Raw genomic sequence first — 15,436 nt, forward strand, 5'->3', positions numbered from 1 at the left:
GAAGCAACACAAACTTACCACTTTCAATTCATTTTACAAGTCAAAATATAAACCTTACTTTTGTTATTATACATTCTTCAATATCTTACTATGAAAAAAATTTTAGGATTAATTTTAATTGGTATTGCTCTTATAGCAGCACTATACTATGCTTTTATTTATTTTGTTCCTTATAGTGAAGGGGTTCGCTCTGGTGAACTTATTAAAATTAGCTACAAAGGTGTGGTAGTAAAAACATGGGAGGGTGAAATTAGCCAAGGTATTTCTGGAGCGCAAATTTTTGCCTTTTCTGTAGAGGACAATCAAAAGGAAGTCATAAAAAAACTTCAAGAATATCAAGGTCGTTATGTAAAAGTTACTTACAAAGAACGTTTTGGAACTTTCTTTTGGTTAGGTGACACAAAATATTTTATAACCCATGTTGAAGAAGAACAATCTCCTCACTTTAGAGGAATAAAAAAAGATAATGATCAATAATATTTACAGAAACATAGAAGATACTCGCATTACTATTTCTGAATTAATGCTTCCTTCTCACGCCAATTTTAGTGGCAAAATTCACGGTGGATATATTTTAAAGCTAATGGATCAGATTGCTTTTGCATGCGCCTCTAAACATTCAGGTACCTATTGCGTAACAGCATCTGTAGATACCGTTAACTTTATAAACCCTATTGAAGTAGGCGAATTAGTTACCATGAAAGCGTCTATTAACTATGTAGGTAAAACTTCGATGGTAGTTGGTATACGCGTAGAAGCACAAAATATACAAACTGGAAAGACCAAACATTGTAATTCTTCTTATTTTACAATGGTAGCAAAAAAAGACAATGGTGATAATGCTGAAGTACCAGGAATTATTATTAATGATGACAATGAAATGCGTCGATTTTTAGAAGCCATCCATAGAATTAAAATGAAAAAGAATAGACAAGAAAAATTTGATAATAATAATTTTACTGCTCAAAACTACATTGAAGAATTAAAAAATTATAATGTTAAGATTGATTTAAAATAAAATTTAAACACAAAAAGAAAGCTTACAAGTCAAACTCTTTTTCTATTTGATTAAGCCAATTCGCTAATCTATCTGGTGTTTTTTCAGGTTCATTATCCTCGTCAAGAGCTAAACCATAAAAATAGTCTTTATCTTCTTCTATTTGAGCTTTTGACTCTTCAAAATCATACTCCTTGCACGACCATTTTCCAATAAGTTCGCCTCCATTTTTAACCACATTTTTAGCTAAAATTCCTACACCATCAACAAAATATTCACCATAACCATATTGATCTCCTAATCCAAAAATAGCCACTTTCTTTCCTGTAAAATCAATAGTTTGAAACTCATTTTCATAATAGGTCTCCCAATCGCTTTGTAAATCGCCATCGTACCAAGTTGATAAACCTAAAATAAATTTATCAAACCGATTATAATCTTCCTTCTTCATGTTAGAAACTTCAATAACTTCTATTTCAGATGCCTGCCAATCATCAACTATTGAACTTACAATTTCTTCAGTCATTCCTGTATCAGAACCATAAATTAATCCTATTCTGTTCATTTTATTTAGATTTGTTTTAAATAACAAATATACAGTAAGAAATTATACTTAGAAAGTAAATAAGTTTAATATTGTCATATATAAAATATAAAAATCCGAAGCATATTTACTTCGGATTTTCTATATTATTATTCTAAAATGCTTTTATTTACTTAAATACATTTTACGTCTTGCATATAAATCGTAAAAGGCATCATCTCTAAGCGAATCTATAAATAAAATACTTTCTCCTGTTGATTTCATCTCAGGTCCTAAGTTCTTATTTACATTTGGGAACTTGTTAAAAGAGAATACTGGTTGTTTAATTGCAAAACCTTCTAACTGAGGATTGAATTCAAAATCAGTTACTTTCTTCTCTCCTAACATTACCTTTGTAGCATAGTTTACATAAGGTTCTTTATAAGCTTTTGCTATAAATGGAACTGTACGAGAAGCACGTGGATTTGCTTCAATAATATATACTTTATCATCTTTAATCGCAAACTGAATGTTAATCAACCCAACAGTATCAAGTGCTAAAGCAATTGTTTTAGTGTACTCTCTAATTTGCTCTAATACTAATTCTCCTAAGTTGAACGCTGGTAAAGTTGCATTTGAATCTCCTGAGTGAATTCCACAAGGCTCAATATGCTCCATAATTCCTATGATATATACATTTTCACCATCACAAATCGCATCTGCTTCTGCTTCAATTGCTCCTTCTAAGTAATGATCTAATAATAATTTGTTATTAGGAATTTTTCGTAATAAATCTACTACATGCTCTAATAACTCTTCTTTATTAATCACTATCTTCATTCCTTGCCCTCCAAGTACATATGATGGACGTACTAAAATTGGAAAGTCTAACTCGTCAGCTAAAGCTAAAGCTTCATCTGCATTTTCTGCAACTCCAAATTCTGGATAAGGAATGTTATTTTCTTTTAATAAAGTTGAAAAACTTCCTCTATCTTCAGCTAAATCTAATGCTTTATAGCTTGTTCCTAAAATTGGAATCCCGTAACGCTCTAGTTTCTCTGCTAACTTTAAAGCTGTTTGTCCACCTAATTGAACAATAACCCCTTCTGGCTTTTCATGCTTGATTATATCGTAGATATGTTCCCAAAAAACTGGCTCAAAGTATAATTTATCTGCCGTATCAAAATCAGTAGAAACAGTTTCAGGATTACAGTTAATCATTATGGTTTCGTAACCACATTCTTTTGCAGCATAAACCCCATGAACACAACAGTAATCAAACTCGATTCCCTGACCTATTCTGTTTGGTCCAGAACCTAATACTATTACTTTTTTCTTATCGGACACCACACTTTCATTTGACACAGAAACTTCACCTTCAGCAGTTTCAATTTCACTTTCAAATGTTGAATAATAGTAAGGAGTTTGTGCTTTAAACTCTGCAGCACAAGTATCTACCAACTTGTATACACGCTTTATTTTTAATTCTTCACGCTTTTTATACACTTCACTTTCTAAACATCCTAACATGTGAGCGATTTGACGATCTCCATATCCTTTTTGCTTAGCTTCTAATAATAACTCTCTATCAAGGGTATCAATAGTATAGGTAGAAATTTCTTTTTCTAACATATACAACTCTTCATATTGACGTAAATACCACATATCAATCTTAGTGATTTCATGGATTTTACTCAGCGGCATTCCTATTTGAATAGCGTCATAGATAGCAAATACACGATCCCAAGAAGCATATTTTAACTTGTCTTTAATTTGGTTATAATCTGTATAACTTTTACCATCAGCTCCAATTCCGTTACGTTTAATTTCTAACGATTGCGTTGCTTTGTGCAATGCTTCTTGGAACGAACGTCCGATCCCCATTACTTCACCAACCGCTTTCATTTGTAAACCTAAAGTTCTATCAGAACCTTCAAACTTATCAAAGTTCCAACGAGGTATTTTTACAATTACATAGTCTAATGTTGGTTCAAATAAAGCTGAAGTAGACTTCGTTATTTGATTATCTAACTCATCTAAAGTATAACCAGTTGCTAATTTAGCAGCAATCTTTGCAATTGGGTATCCAGTTGCTTTTGATGCTAATGCTGATGAACGAGATACACGTGGATTAATCTCAATCGCAATAATATCTTCTTTCTCGTCTGGTGAAACCGCAAACTGAACGTTACATCCTCCTGCAAACTCACCAATAGAACGCATCATTTTAATTGCCATGTCACGCATTTTTTGGAACGTCTTATCCGATAATGTCATGGCTGGAGCTACTGTAATAGAGTCTCCTGTGTGGATTCCCATTGGATCCATGTTTTCAATAGAACAGATAATTACAACATTATCATTATCATCACGTAATAATTCTAACTCGTATTCTTTCCATCCCATCATTGCTTTATCAATCATTACTTCGTGAATCGGAGATATTTCTAATCCTCTAGATAATGATTCTTCAAACTCTTTCTCATCATATACGATAGATGCTCCCGCTCCTCCTAAAGTAAACGACGCTCTAATACATAATGGAAATCCGAATTCTTGTGCTATTTCTTTTCCTTTTAAGAATGATGTTGCAGTAGCTTGAGGAGCCATAGGCACCCCTATTTCTTCCATTAATAAGCGAAACTTATCTCTATCCTCTGTAATATTAATAGCGTCAATATCTACTCCTATAATTTCAACATCAAAATCTTCCCAAATTCCTTTTTCATCAGCTTCAATACAAAGGTTTAGTGCTGTTTGCCCTCCCATTGTTGGTAGAACAGCATCAATTTGTGGGTGTTCTTTTAAAATTTGAACAATAGACTTTGTGTTAAGTGGCAACAAGTATACATGGTCAGCCATCGAAGGATCTGTCATAATTGTTGCAGGGTTAGAATTAATTAAGATGGTTTCAATTCCATCTTCTCTCAAAGATCTTAACGCTTGAGATCCTGAATAATCAAATTCACATGCTTGACCAATAACAATTGGTCCTGATCCAATAATTAAAATCGATTTAAGGTCTTGTCTTTTAGGCATTTTAGTCTGTGTTGTGTTGTGATGTAAAAATAAAAATTGTTTGGTTATAAAAAAAGGCGATACTTAATAGTAACGCCTTTAAAATATTAACAATAGTTAATCATTATTTCTTTGGTCTAGATTCAGATGAAACAGACAACTTTTTTCTTCCTTTTGCTCTTCTTCTAGCTAATACTTTACGTCCATTAGCAGAAGCCATTCTTTCGCGGAAACCGTGTTTGTTTCTTCTTTTTCTTTTCGATGGTTGGTACGTTCTTTTACTCATTACAGTATATCTTAAATATCTTCTTTAAAAATGTTTTGCTTTTGTGAAATTCCGTCTGCTAAAAGCGTGGGCAAATATACAATAGTTTTTCAGTCTGACAAACCCTTATTTTATTTTTTTTCAAAAAAAGTTTGTTTGACAAACATACATAATTTTTCTGCACGTTTTTTATCTTTTTTATTTGTTCTAATTGCCAGACTTCTTACTTTTGCGCAAACCTAACAGTACCATGAACAACACAAAATACGTTTTTGTAACCGGAGGCGTAACTTCATCACTAGGGAAAGGAATTATTGCCGCTTCTCTAGCCAAATTATTACAAGAAAGAGGATACTCTGTAACCATTCAGAAGTTAGATCCATATATTAATATAGATCCAGGAACATTAAACCCATACGAACATGGAGAATGTTATGTAACTGATGATGGAGCTGAAACCGACTTAGATTTAGGACACTACGAACGTTACTTAAACATTCCTACTTCACAAGCTAACAATGTAACTACAGGTAGAATATATCAATCTGTAATAGACAAAGAGCGTAAGGGAGAGTTTTTAGGAAAAACCGTTCAGGTTATTCCTCATATTACTGATGAAATTAAAAGCAGAGTTCAAATTTTAGGAAATACTGGCGATTATGATATTGTTATAACTGAAATTGGAGGAACGGTTGGTGATATTGAATCTTTACCATATATAGAAGCTGTTCGTCAATTACAATGGGATTTAGGAGAAGATAATGCAATTGTTATACACCTAACCCTAGTACCTTACTTAGCAGCCGCTGGTGAATTAAAAACAAAACCTACACAACATTCTGTAAAAACATTAATGCAAAGTGGTGTGAGTCCTGACATATTAGTATGCCGTTCGGAACACGAAATTTCTGATGATATTAAACGCAAATTAGCATTATTTTGTAATGTTAAAAAACAAAATGTAATACAGTCATTAGATGCTGAAACTATCTACGATGTTCCTAACCTTATGTTTAAAGAAGGGTTAGATTATGTTGTTTTAGATAAATTAAACCTATCTACACGTAAACAGCCTAACTTAAAAACTTGGAATAAGTTCTTAGAGCGTCATAAAAACCCTACCTCTAGTATTGAAATTGGTTTGGTTGGAAAATATGTTGAATTACACGATTCGTATAAATCAATTACAGAAGCGTTTATTCATGCAGGAGCTGCAACTACTAATAAAACAAAGGTTAACGTTCGTTGGATTCATTCTGAAGAGTTAACACCTGAAAACGCTGCTAAACAACTAGAAGGTTTAAACGGTGTACTAGTTGCTCCTGGATTTGGTGATAGAGGAATTGAAGGTAAAATAGCAGCAGTACAATATGTACGTGAAAACAATATACCTTTCTTAGGGATTTGTTTAGGTATGCAAATGGCTGTTATTGAGTTTGCTCGCAACGTGTTAAATTTAAAAGACGCTAACTCCACAGAAATGAATCCTGATGTAGCACACCCAGTAATTAATTTAATGGAAGAGCAAAAAGATGTTACTGAAAAAGGTGGTACTATGCGTTTAGGAGCTTGGGACTGTCAATTAACACAAGATTCTAAGGTTTTTCAAGCTTACAAAGAAGAATTAATTAGTGAGCGCCATCGTCATAGATACGAATACAATAACGACTACAAAGAACGATTAGAAAATGCTGGTATGAAAACAGCAGGTGTTAACCCTAAAACAGGGTTAGTAGAAATTGTTGAGATTGACTCTCACCCTTGGTTTGTTGGAGTTCAATATCACCCAGAATACAAGAGTACGGTGTTGAATCCGCATCCACTGTTTGTTAGCTTTATTAAAGCGGCTTTAAAACAATCAAAGAAGTAAATTTTAAAATCCTGTAATTAAGTTTACAGGATTTTTTATTGTTTATAAAAATTGGAATACTGTTTGAACTACCATTACTAACAAAATTATTCACCGTAAAACCTCAAAAAAACTATAGGGTTTTACTACCTTTGTCGGGTTTTTCAGCTTTTAAGAAAAACTTTAAATGACAAGTTGACATTTTAACATATATCAATGGAACAAAAAAAATTTGATTTAAATTCCTTCATAGGAATGCTTTTATTAGGAGGAATTATGCTTTGGTGGATGAATACTCAAAAGCCAGAAGAAACTCCTGAAGCTACTACCCAGACAGAGCAAACTGCTAATGCTACTAACACTGAAAACAATTTAACCGATAATGTAATTGTAAACGACTCGTTACAGCAAATTGCTTTACGAAATAAGTTTGGTGCTTTTGCATACGGAGCTTCAAAAAGCCAAGAAGGAAACACAACATTAGAAAATGACGTTGTTAAGTTAACTATTGATAACAAAGGGGGGCAAATCATCGAAGCTTTAGTTAAAAACTACAAAACATACGATTCTTTACCTCTATACTTGGTTAAAGATAATAATGCTTCTTTCAATATCAACTTCGGAACTACTGATAACCGAATTTTAAATACTAAAGATTTACTATTTACTCCTACTCTAACCAAAAATGGAGATACGCAAGTACTTTCTATGAAGTTAAAGGTTTCTGAATCTAAGTTTTTAGAATACCGCTACGAAATGAAAAAAGGTGATTACCGTGTAGGTTTTGCTGTTCGTTCACAAGGGTTGAGTAATACAATTAATAGTTCTCAAGAAATAAATTTAGATTGGAGTTTAAAAGGTTTTAGACACGAAAAGAGTTTGAAAACCGAAAACATGTACTCTTACTACTATTATAAAGCCGATGATGAAGTAGATTACTTACAAATGAATGATGATGATGTTGTGAGTGATATTGATTGGGTTGCTTATAAACAACACTTCTTCTCTTCTATTTTAACATCTGATACACCGTTTAGTAATGCCACCTTGAAATCTGTTGACTTTGCAGGTGAAGATAAAGATAGTGTGTACACTAAAACTTACGGATTAAAAACTCCATTAGCTTTAACAAACGGAGAATTAAATTATAATATGCAATGGTTTTACGGACCTACAGATTATAATTTATTAAAATCTTATAAAGGGACTAGCTTAGACGAAATTGCTGATTTAGGTTGGGGAATTTTTGGTTTCTTAAACCGTACTATATTCTACCCTGTATTTAATATGTTAAAAGGATTTATTGGTAACTACGGATTAATTATCATTTTAATGACAATCGTAGTACGTATTATAATGTCTCCTGTATTATACAAATCGTACCTATCAAGTGCTAAAATGAAAGTGATTCGTCCAGAAATGGAAGAAATCAATAAAAAGTATCCTGGGAAAGAAAACGCTATGAAGCGTCAGCAAGAAATTATGGCTGTACAGCGAAAAGCAGGAGTGAGCATGATGTCTGGTTGTATACCCGCATTAATGCAAATGCCTGTGTTCTTTGCTTTATTCAAATTTTTCCCTACCAATATTGATTTTAGACAAGAAGGTTTCTTATGGGCTAATGACTTATCTTCATATGATACTATTTTTAAATTACCATTTAAAATTCCTTTCTATGGAGACCACGTAAGTTTATTTCCAATTTTAGCTTCTGTAGCTATTTTCTTCTACATGAAAATGAACCAAAGCCAGCAAGCTAATATGCAAGCTCCTACTCAAGAAGGAATGCCTGACATGAGTAAGATGATGAAATGGATGATTTACTTCTCTCCTATTATGATGTTATTCTTCTTTAATAACTATGCTAGTGGATTAAGTTTATACTATTTTATCTCAAACTTATTAACCATCATAATCATGTTTGTTATTAAGAACTATGTTATTGATGAAGCTAAGATTCATGCTAAGATTGAAGAAAACAAAAAGAAGCCCGTTAAAAAGAGTAAATTCCGTGAGCGTTTAGATGCTGCCATGAAACAAGCTCAAGAGCAACAAGCCGCACAACAACGTGCTAAAAATAAAAAATAAGTTTTCAGCATATATTTTAACTGAAAACACACTTTAAAAAATCCCTCAAATAGTTAGATACTATTTGAGGGATTTTAAGATAAAAGTTAAATATACACTCTACCATTAACTTTTAAACTAATTAAATTAACCATAGAACACTTTTAATATTAAATGGAATGAGCTCAATTTTTATCGAGCTCATTCCATAAAGTATATAATGTGATTAAGAGTAGTTTATAACTCATACCTTATAAATCAAGGCTATAAACTATTTTTTAAACTCAGTAATAGTATTCTTAATAATATTAATACAGTCTCTTAATTGCTCTTCATTCATTACTAATGGTGGTGCAAAACGAATAATGTTTCCATGCGTTGGTTTTGCTAATAATCCGTTATCGCGTAACTTCATACAAATATCCCAAGCTGTTGAGCTATCTTCAGTATCATTAATTACAACAGCATTTAATAACCCTTTACCACGTACTAACGTTACTAACTCGTTTTCTTTGGCAAACTCAGCTAACTCCTCTCTAAAGATTTTACCTAAACGCTTAGCATTCTCAGCTAATTTTTCTTCTTTAACTACTTCTAAAGCCGCTATAGCTACTGCTGCTGCAACTGGGTTTCCTCCGAAAGTAGAACCGTGGTTTCCAGGTCTAATAACATTCATAATGCTATCATTTGCTAATACTGCAGATACTGGATATGCTCCTCCACTTAATGCTTTACCTAAAATTAAAATATCTGGCTGTACATTTTCGTGGTTTACTGCTAATAACTGACCTGTACGTGCAATACCTGTTTGTACTTCATCTGCAATAAATAATACATTATGTTTTTCACATAACGCTTTCGCTGCTGCTAAATACCCTTCAGAAGGTACATATACTCCAGCCTCTCCTTGAATAGGTTCGGCCATAAAACCAGCAATGTTATCGTTGTTTTCTAACGCTTCTTCTAAAGCTTGTAAGTTATCGTACTCTATTTTTATAAACCCATTAGTAAATGGCCCAAAATTCTTACGTGCTACTGGATCATTTGAAAAAGAAATAATGGTAGTTGTTCTTCCGTGGAAGTTATTTTTACAAACAATAATTTGCGCTTCGTTTTCATTAATTCCTTTTACTTCATACGCCCATTTTCTACAGATTTTTAAAGCCGTTTCAACAGCTTCTGCACCAGTATTCATTGGTAATAATTTATCAAAACCAAAGTATTCAGTTGCAAACTTTTCGTACTTTCCTAACATATCGTTATAAAAAGCACGAGATGTTAATGTTAATGTTTGCGCTTGGTTTACCATTGCCCCTACAATTTTTGGGTGACAGTGTCCTTGGTTTACTGCGGAATAAGCCGATAAAAAATCATAATATTTTTTTCCTTCAACATCCCATACATATACTCCTTCTCCTTTACTCAACACTACTGGTAATGGATGGTAGTTATGTGCTCCGTATTTGTTTTCTAAGTCAATCGCTTGTTGCGAAGTTAATTGGTCTAAAACAGCCATTTTTCTTAATTTTTTAAAATTTATAAAATAACCATTCCTTATCTACCTTTATCCTTTCGAAAAAGAAGTTTCGAAAATTCAGCGTGGGAAAGAAATCATCCCTAGCTACAAAATTATTAAATTTAAGTGACTTTCTTAGATTTTATAGGGTCTAAAAATATAGACTACTTAACTTTTTATTATTTACAATAAAACAACAGTTAATTAGTTTTTTTATCTTTAAGAGAATTTAACTAAATATCATTTTTATGAAAAAAATCTTTTTTTTACTACTGCTTTCTATAGTTACAATCGGCTGTAAATCTACATCTGTAACTAACACAAAACTTGACAACAAAACTGAACGAATGTTAAAGGGTAACTGGACCATTACTGCTGTAAGTTTTCCGGGTTCAAATTATTTAAAAGTAAACTCATTTAATTTAGAAGATTCTAACTGTTTTATTGGTAGTGATTGGAGTTTTATCTCTAACAATAATAAAGGACAAATGAATTTAAATAATCCAAGTACAAATTGTAAAAACTTTAGTTCTCCAATTACTTGGTATGTTAATAAAGATGGTAATTTTGTTTTAAAAATTATAAATAACCACAAAGCAAAAGAAGTAAACCAAGGATATATATTAAATATAAATAATGTTACTGAAACTAGCTTCGATTTAATAGACAAAGTAAACGTTGCTGGCCAAGTAAAAAACATTACCTATTCATTTCAAAGACAATAATTAATAAAACATTATGAAAAAATCAATAATTTATAGTTTATCAATTTTATTTTTAGCTAGTACAGTTTTTACCTCATGTAAATCTATTCAAAATGCTAACAACACTCAAAAAGGAGCTGCTATTGGTACAGCCGCTGGTGCTGTGATAGGTGCTGTAATAGGTAATAATGTAGGAAGTAAAAACAACTCAGAACTTGGAGCTATTTTAGGTGGCGTTGTAGGTGGTGTTGCCGGTGGTGTAATTGGTAATCAAATGGATAAACAAGCTCGTGAGATTGAAGAAGCTTTACCTGGTGCTGAAGTTGAAAGAGTTGGTGAAGGTATTAAACTTACCTTAGGAGAAAACGCCGTTCGTTTTGCTACTAACAAAGCTACTTTAACAACTACTGCTAAAGCTAACTTAGATAAATTAGTCCCTGTTTTTAAAGATTATGGAGATACTAATATTGTAATTTATGGTTATACAGATAGTACAGGTAGGGTTGAATACAACCAAACGCTTTCAGAAAAAAGAGCTAACTCTGTAAAAAGTTACCTAGCTAGTAAGGGATTAAAAAACAGTCGTTTTAAAACTAAAGGACTTGGTGTTAAAGATCCTATAGCAACAAACGATACTGCTGAAGGAAGAAGTAAAAATAGACGTGTAGAGTTTGCTATCGTTGCAAACGAGCAAATGATAAAAGAAGCTAAGCAAGAAGCTCGTCAATAAAAAAATAACTTTTACAAACTATACCTAAAAAGACTGCTCTACAATGAGTGGTCTTTTTTTTACCTTCAAACCATATCTTTTCCTAATTTTGCACACTATAAATCATAGTATAGAATGCCAAGAAGAGAACGAAATAAGTTTGTAAAAAGAGGACAAGTCATTGAAATTTTAATTGAAGATTATGCCTTCGGCGGAAAAGGAATTGGAAGAATACGTTCAGAAGAAGGTGTTTTTGTTGTTTTTGTTCCTAACACTTTACCAGGACAGTTAGTAAAAGCACGTGTAGACAAATCAAAGAAAAAGTATGCAGAGTGTAAATTAATTGATGTTTTAAAACATTCTGAGGACGAAGTAGCTATTCCTTATCAAGATATTCCTGGAGCACCTTACATTCAATTACCTATAGATTTACAACACAAATACAAGCAAGAAAGTACGTTATCTTTATTTAAGCGTATTGGTAAAGTTGAAAATATTGAAGATTTATTTGATGAATTTATCGCTTCCCCTAATGTATTCCACTATAGAAATAAAATGGAATATGGTTTTTCTGCCATTGGTTACGACCGTGAAAACAAAACCGATGTAGATGAATTTACCTTAGGTTTTAAACGTCGCGGTGTTTGGTGGATGGGTGATAACCTTGAAAAAGATTCTGGTTTATTTGACAAACAAGTTGAAGACAACATCAAAAACATTAAAGAATATTGTAAAAAAACTGGTTTAGCTCCTTGGCACGGACCTAAAAAAGAAGGTTTCTTTAGGTATTTTGTAGTAAGAAAATCATACAAAACCAACGAATTGTTATTCAACTTAGTAACCACTTCTCACGATTTACCTAAATTTGATTTAAAAGAATTTGCTAATTATTTAGTAGAGTTATTTAGCGATAGAGTTGCTGGTTTATTACATACTATTAATGACGAAACTGGCGATAGAACTATTGCTACCTCAGGAAGTGTAAAATTAGTATATGGAAAAGATAAAATTGTTGAAGAGTTATTAGGTTTAAATTTTGAAATTAGCATGAAAAGCTTTTTTCAAACCAACCCTAAATCTGCCGAAAAACTATATACCAAAGTAGTTGATTATGCGTTAGAAAACAAAGATGCAATTGACAATACCGTAGTGATGGATTTATTCTGTGGAACAGGAACTATTGGACAAATTATTGCTTCAAAGTCGAATAACACTAAAATTGTTGGTGTAGATATTGTAGCCTCTGCTATTGAAGACGCTAAGAAAAATGCAGAACGTAACAATATTGAAGGTTTGCAATTTTATGCAGCTGATGTAGGAAAGTTCCTAAACGAACACCCACAATATAAAAATAAGATAAGAACCATTATTTTAGATCCAGCTCGTGCGGGTATTGCACCAAAAACACTTAAGAAAATCATAAACTTAAATGCAGATAGAATGGTTTATGTATCTTGTAACCCAGCAACACAAGCTCGTGATACGGAGGAATTGATGAAAAACGGATATCAATTAAAAAAGATTAGTTTAGTAGATCAATTTCCACATACATCACACATAGAAACGGTAGTTCTATTTGAAAAATAAACATTATATGAAAAAATACATTGCTCTATTCATATTTATAGCAGGTTTAACGGCCTGTGAAAAAGATGATTTCTGTACACAAAATCCTGTAACCCCTAATTTAGTGCTTCGTTTTTACGATATGGATAATACGAATGATTTAAAAAATGTAGAACGTTTATCTGTAATTGCAGAAGGAAAAACTGATAGCCTTTTTACCGATAGAACAGTAGACAGTATTGCTATTCCTTTAAACAGCCTATCTCAAAAAACAGTCTATACACTAAAAATGAATGATGTAGATGGCAATATAGTTAATAACCAAACGGCTACACTTACCATTGAGTACAATCCTAAAGAAGACTTTGTGTCTCGTTCATGTGGTTTCAGAATTATTTATGAAAATGTAACTTTAAATGATACAGGTTGGATAAACAGTTTATCAACTACAGAAATTCCATTAATCGATAATCAAGCTAGCGCCCATGTACAAGTATTTCATTAGTCTATGTTTCGTTTTTGTATTTGTGAACGGATACTCACAAATAAATACATCTAAAGAAGAAACCAAAGAAAAAAAAGATACCGTTACATATAAAACAGGATATGGCTTACGTATTGGATTAGACATTAGTAAACCTGGTCTTGCCATTATTGATAAAAGTTATAGCGGACTTGAATTAGTAGGTGATTATAGAGTATCAAAAAAATGGTACATCGCTACTGAATTAGGTTTTGAAGATGAAACCACCTATGAAGATTTTTCTTCTTCTAGTTCAAAAGGAAGTTATATTAGACTTGGAGCAAACTACAACGCTTACGAGAATTGGTTAGATATGAATAACGAAATTTATGTTGGTATGCGTTATGGTTTTGCCATATTTGATCATACCTTAAATAGCTACCAACCTAATGTTTCTTCAGGTACTGAAAACTTACCTCCTTATTTTCCTTCAAACCCTGTTACAACACCTATGTCTGACGACGGACTTACCGCTCATTGGACTGAGTTACAACTAGGTATAAAAGCAGAAACTTTTAAAAACTTGTTTATTGGTTTTAGCTTTTCATATAAAATTATGTTAAGTGTTGACGATCAAAAAGGCTTTAAAACGCTATATACACCAGGTTTTAATCGTGTTTTTGAAAGCAGTACAGGCTTCGGATTCAACTATACAATATCGTACTTAATTCCTTTTGTTAATAAATAAATTATCAGCATACGCTTGATTTCACTAACTTTACCGCCTGAATAATAAAACTTATTAACAATGAATAAAATTCCAAGCGTAAACTTAGCAGATTTTTTATCGGACGATGCTGAAAGAAAACAAAAATTCATCAATGAAATTGGTGACGCTTACGAGAATATAGGATTTGTAGCATTAAAAGGACACTTTTTAGACGATGAATTAGTAGATAACTTATATGCTGAAATCAAAAAGTTTTTTGATTTACCTACAGATGTAAAAGAAAAATATGAAATTCCAGGTATTGGAGGTCAAAGAGGGTATGTTTCTTTTGGTAAAGAAAGTGCTAAAGGAAAGAAAGAAGGAGATTTAAAAGAGTTTTGGCACTTTGGTCAGTATGTTGATGCAGATTCAAAATACGCAAAAGAATACCCAGAAAATGTTGAAGTTGAAGAATTACCTGAATTTAACAAAGTGGGTAAAGAAGCTTACCAAATGTTAGAAAAAACAGCTAAATACGTTTTACGTTCATTAGCCTTACATTTAGGTTTAGAAGAAACGTATTTTGACAACTACATCAAAAACGGAAATAGCATTTTGCGTCCAATACACTACCCTCCTATTACTACAGAACCTAAAGGAGCTGTAAGAGCTGCTGCTCATGGTGACATTAACTTAATCACTTTATTAATGGGAGCTCAAGGAAAAGGATTACAAGTTCAAAACCATAAAGGTGAATGGATTGATGCTATAGCAGAAGATGACGAGTTAATGATTAATGTAGGTGATATGTTATCACGCCATAGTAACAACAAGTTAAAATCAACAATTCACCGTGTAACTAACCCTCCTAAAGAATTATGGGGAACATCACGTTATTCAATTCCATTTTTCATGCATCCTGTTTCTGATATGAAATTAGATGTTTTAGAAAACTGTATTGATGAAAACAATCCAAAGCAGTTTGAAAATATTACTGCTGGTGAGTTTTTAGATGAACGTTTACGCGAATTAGGATTGAAAAAATAAATC

The 15,436-nt window shown here is 32.3% G+C and carries 14 protein-coding genes; 10 read left to right on the plus strand and 4 right to left on the minus strand.

The window, feature by feature from the left end; translation table 11 throughout:
* The first annotated feature begins 90 nt into the window (after window positions 1-90).
* A complete protein-coding gene (locus tag AC3VJB_RS05670) occupies window positions 91-477 on the plus strand; it encodes a 6-phosphogluconate dehydrogenase (protein WP_159615984.1) in 387 nt (128 codons plus the stop codon).
* Entirely contained in the window at window positions 467-1,018 is a 552-nt protein-coding gene (locus tag AC3VJB_RS05675) for an acyl-CoA thioesterase (protein ID WP_159615986.1), read from the plus strand. The genes AC3VJB_RS05670 and AC3VJB_RS05675 overlap by 11 nt, the downstream gene beginning before the upstream one ends.
* A 22-nt stretch (window positions 1,019-1,040) precedes the next feature.
* Here the strand turns inward: AC3VJB_RS05675 and AC3VJB_RS05680 are convergent, their stop codons facing one another.
* The 3 genes from AC3VJB_RS05680 to rpmH form a co-directional block, all read right to left on the minus strand.
* Window positions 1,041-1,562: a flavodoxin gene (locus AC3VJB_RS05680; protein ID WP_073183636.1), complete on the minus strand. Its 522-nt coding sequence runs from the start codon at window positions 1,560-1,562 to the stop codon at window positions 1,041-1,043.
* A 144-nt stretch (window positions 1,563-1,706) separates the two neighbouring features.
* Window positions 1,707-4,559, minus strand: a complete 2,853-nt coding sequence (gene carB, locus AC3VJB_RS05685; RefSeq protein ID WP_167713684.1) for a carbamoyl-phosphate synthase large subunit — start codon at window positions 4,557-4,559, stop codon at window positions 1,707-1,709.
* Window positions 4,560-4,662: 103 nt separating this feature from the next.
* Window positions 4,663-4,824 carry a 50S ribosomal protein L34 gene (gene rpmH, locus AC3VJB_RS05690; protein WP_028891113.1) on the minus strand — a complete coding sequence of 54 codons (162 nt, stop codon included), beginning with the start codon at window positions 4,822-4,824 and terminating at the stop codon, window positions 4,663-4,665.
* 229 nt (window positions 4,825-5,053) lie between these two features.
* Here rpmH and pyrG point away from each other — a divergent pair, with 229 nt between their 5' ends.
* Window positions 5,054-6,673: a CTP synthase gene (gene pyrG, locus AC3VJB_RS05695; protein ID WP_047789004.1), complete on the plus strand. Its 1,620-nt coding sequence runs from the start codon at window positions 5,054-5,056 to the stop codon at window positions 6,671-6,673.
* A gap of 195 nt (window positions 6,674-6,868) precedes the next feature.
* On the plus strand, window positions 6,869-8,740 hold the full coding sequence (gene yidC / locus AC3VJB_RS05700; protein WP_047789005.1) for a membrane protein insertase YidC: 1,872 nt from the start codon (window positions 6,869-6,871) through the stop codon (window positions 8,738-8,740).
* 250 nt (window positions 8,741-8,990) lie between these two features.
* Here yidC and rocD read toward each other — a convergent pair whose 3' ends face one another.
* On the minus strand, window positions 8,991-10,235 hold the full coding sequence (rocD, locus tag AC3VJB_RS05705) for an ornithine--oxo-acid transaminase (RefSeq protein ID WP_437824890.1): 1,245 nt from the start codon (window positions 10,233-10,235) through the stop codon (window positions 8,991-8,993).
* Between the two features lie 248 nt (window positions 10,236-10,483).
* Here rocD and AC3VJB_RS05710 point away from each other — a divergent pair, with 248 nt between their 5' ends.
* The 6 genes from AC3VJB_RS05710 (at window position 10,484) to AC3VJB_RS05735 (ending at window position 15,433) form a co-directional block, all read left to right on the plus strand.
* Window positions 10,484-10,960: a lipocalin family protein gene (locus AC3VJB_RS05710; protein ID WP_047789007.1), complete on the plus strand. Its 477-nt coding sequence runs from the start codon at window positions 10,484-10,486 to the stop codon at window positions 10,958-10,960.
* Window positions 10,961-10,973: 13 nt separating this feature from the next.
* Window positions 10,974-11,669 carry a YiaD family glycine zipper/OmpA-like lipoprotein gene (locus tag AC3VJB_RS05715; protein ID WP_497666881.1) on the plus strand — a complete coding sequence of 232 codons (696 nt, stop codon included), beginning with the start codon at window positions 10,974-10,976 and terminating at the stop codon, window positions 11,667-11,669.
* A 114-nt stretch (window positions 11,670-11,783) separates the two neighbouring features.
* Window positions 11,784-13,235 (plus strand): 23S rRNA (uracil(1939)-C(5))-methyltransferase RlmD, encoded by a 1,452-nt coding sequence (rlmD, locus tag AC3VJB_RS05720; protein WP_159491362.1) that lies wholly within the window; start codon window positions 11,784-11,786, stop codon window positions 13,233-13,235.
* Window positions 13,236-13,242: 7 nt separating this feature from the next.
* On the plus strand, window positions 13,243-13,719 hold the full coding sequence (locus AC3VJB_RS05725; RefSeq protein ID WP_159491364.1) for a DUF6452 family protein: 477 nt from the start codon (window positions 13,243-13,245) through the stop codon (window positions 13,717-13,719).
* Window positions 13,720-13,741: 22 nt separating this feature from the next.
* Window positions 13,742-14,425, plus strand: coding sequence for a DUF6048 family protein (locus tag AC3VJB_RS05730; RefSeq protein WP_231128405.1), 684 nt, complete (start codon window positions 13,742-13,744; stop codon window positions 14,423-14,425).
* Between the two features lie 60 nt (window positions 14,426-14,485).
* Window positions 14,486-15,433, plus strand: coding sequence for an isopenicillin N synthase family dioxygenase (locus AC3VJB_RS05735; protein WP_047789012.1), 948 nt, complete (start codon window positions 14,486-14,488; stop codon window positions 15,431-15,433).
* Window positions 15,434-15,436: the final 3 nt, after the last annotated feature.

This window comes from Tenacibaculum sp. TB-53 (assembly GCF_059716285.2).

Bases quoted from the DNA above. Each gene is read 5' to 3' on its own strand.
- pyrG (WP_047789004.1), top strand. From the start codon at position 5,054: ATGAACAACACAAAATACGTTTTTGTAACCGGAGGCGTAACTTCATCA.
- rpmH (WP_028891113.1), bottom strand. From the start codon at position 4,824: ATGAGTAAAAGAACGTACCAACCATCGAAAAGAAAAAGAAGAAACAAA.
- AC3VJB_RS05670 (WP_159615984.1), top strand. From the start codon at position 91: ATGAAAAAAATTTTAGGATTAATTTTAATTGGTATTGCTCTTATAGCA.
- AC3VJB_RS05710 (WP_047789007.1), top strand. From the start codon at position 10,484: ATGAAAAAAATCTTTTTTTTACTACTGCTTTCTATAGTTACAATCGGC.
- AC3VJB_RS05735 (WP_047789012.1), top strand. From the start codon at position 14,486: ATGAATAAAATTCCAAGCGTAAACTTAGCAGATTTTTTATCGGACGAT.
- AC3VJB_RS05680 (WP_073183636.1), bottom strand. From the start codon at position 1,562: ATGAACAGAATAGGATTAATTTATGGTTCTGATACAGGAATGACTGAA.
- carB (WP_167713684.1), bottom strand. From the start codon at position 4,559: ATGCCTAAAAGACAAGACCTTAAATCGATTTTAATTATTGGATCAGGA.
- yidC (WP_047789005.1), top strand. From the start codon at position 6,869: ATGGAACAAAAAAAATTTGATTTAAATTCCTTCATAGGAATGCTTTTA.
- rlmD (WP_159491362.1), top strand. From the start codon at position 11,784: ATGCCAAGAAGAGAACGAAATAAGTTTGTAAAAAGAGGACAAGTCATT.
- AC3VJB_RS05675 (WP_159615986.1), top strand. From the start codon at position 467: ATGATCAATAATATTTACAGAAACATAGAAGATACTCGCATTACTATT.
- rocD (WP_437824890.1), bottom strand. From the start codon at position 10,235: ATGGCTGTTTTAGACCAATTAACTTCGCAACAAGCGATTGACTTAGAA.
- AC3VJB_RS05715 (WP_497666881.1), top strand. From the start codon at position 10,974: ATGAAAAAATCAATAATTTATAGTTTATCAATTTTATTTTTAGCTAGT.
- AC3VJB_RS05725 (WP_159491364.1), top strand. From the start codon at position 13,243: ATGAAAAAATACATTGCTCTATTCATATTTATAGCAGGTTTAACGGCC.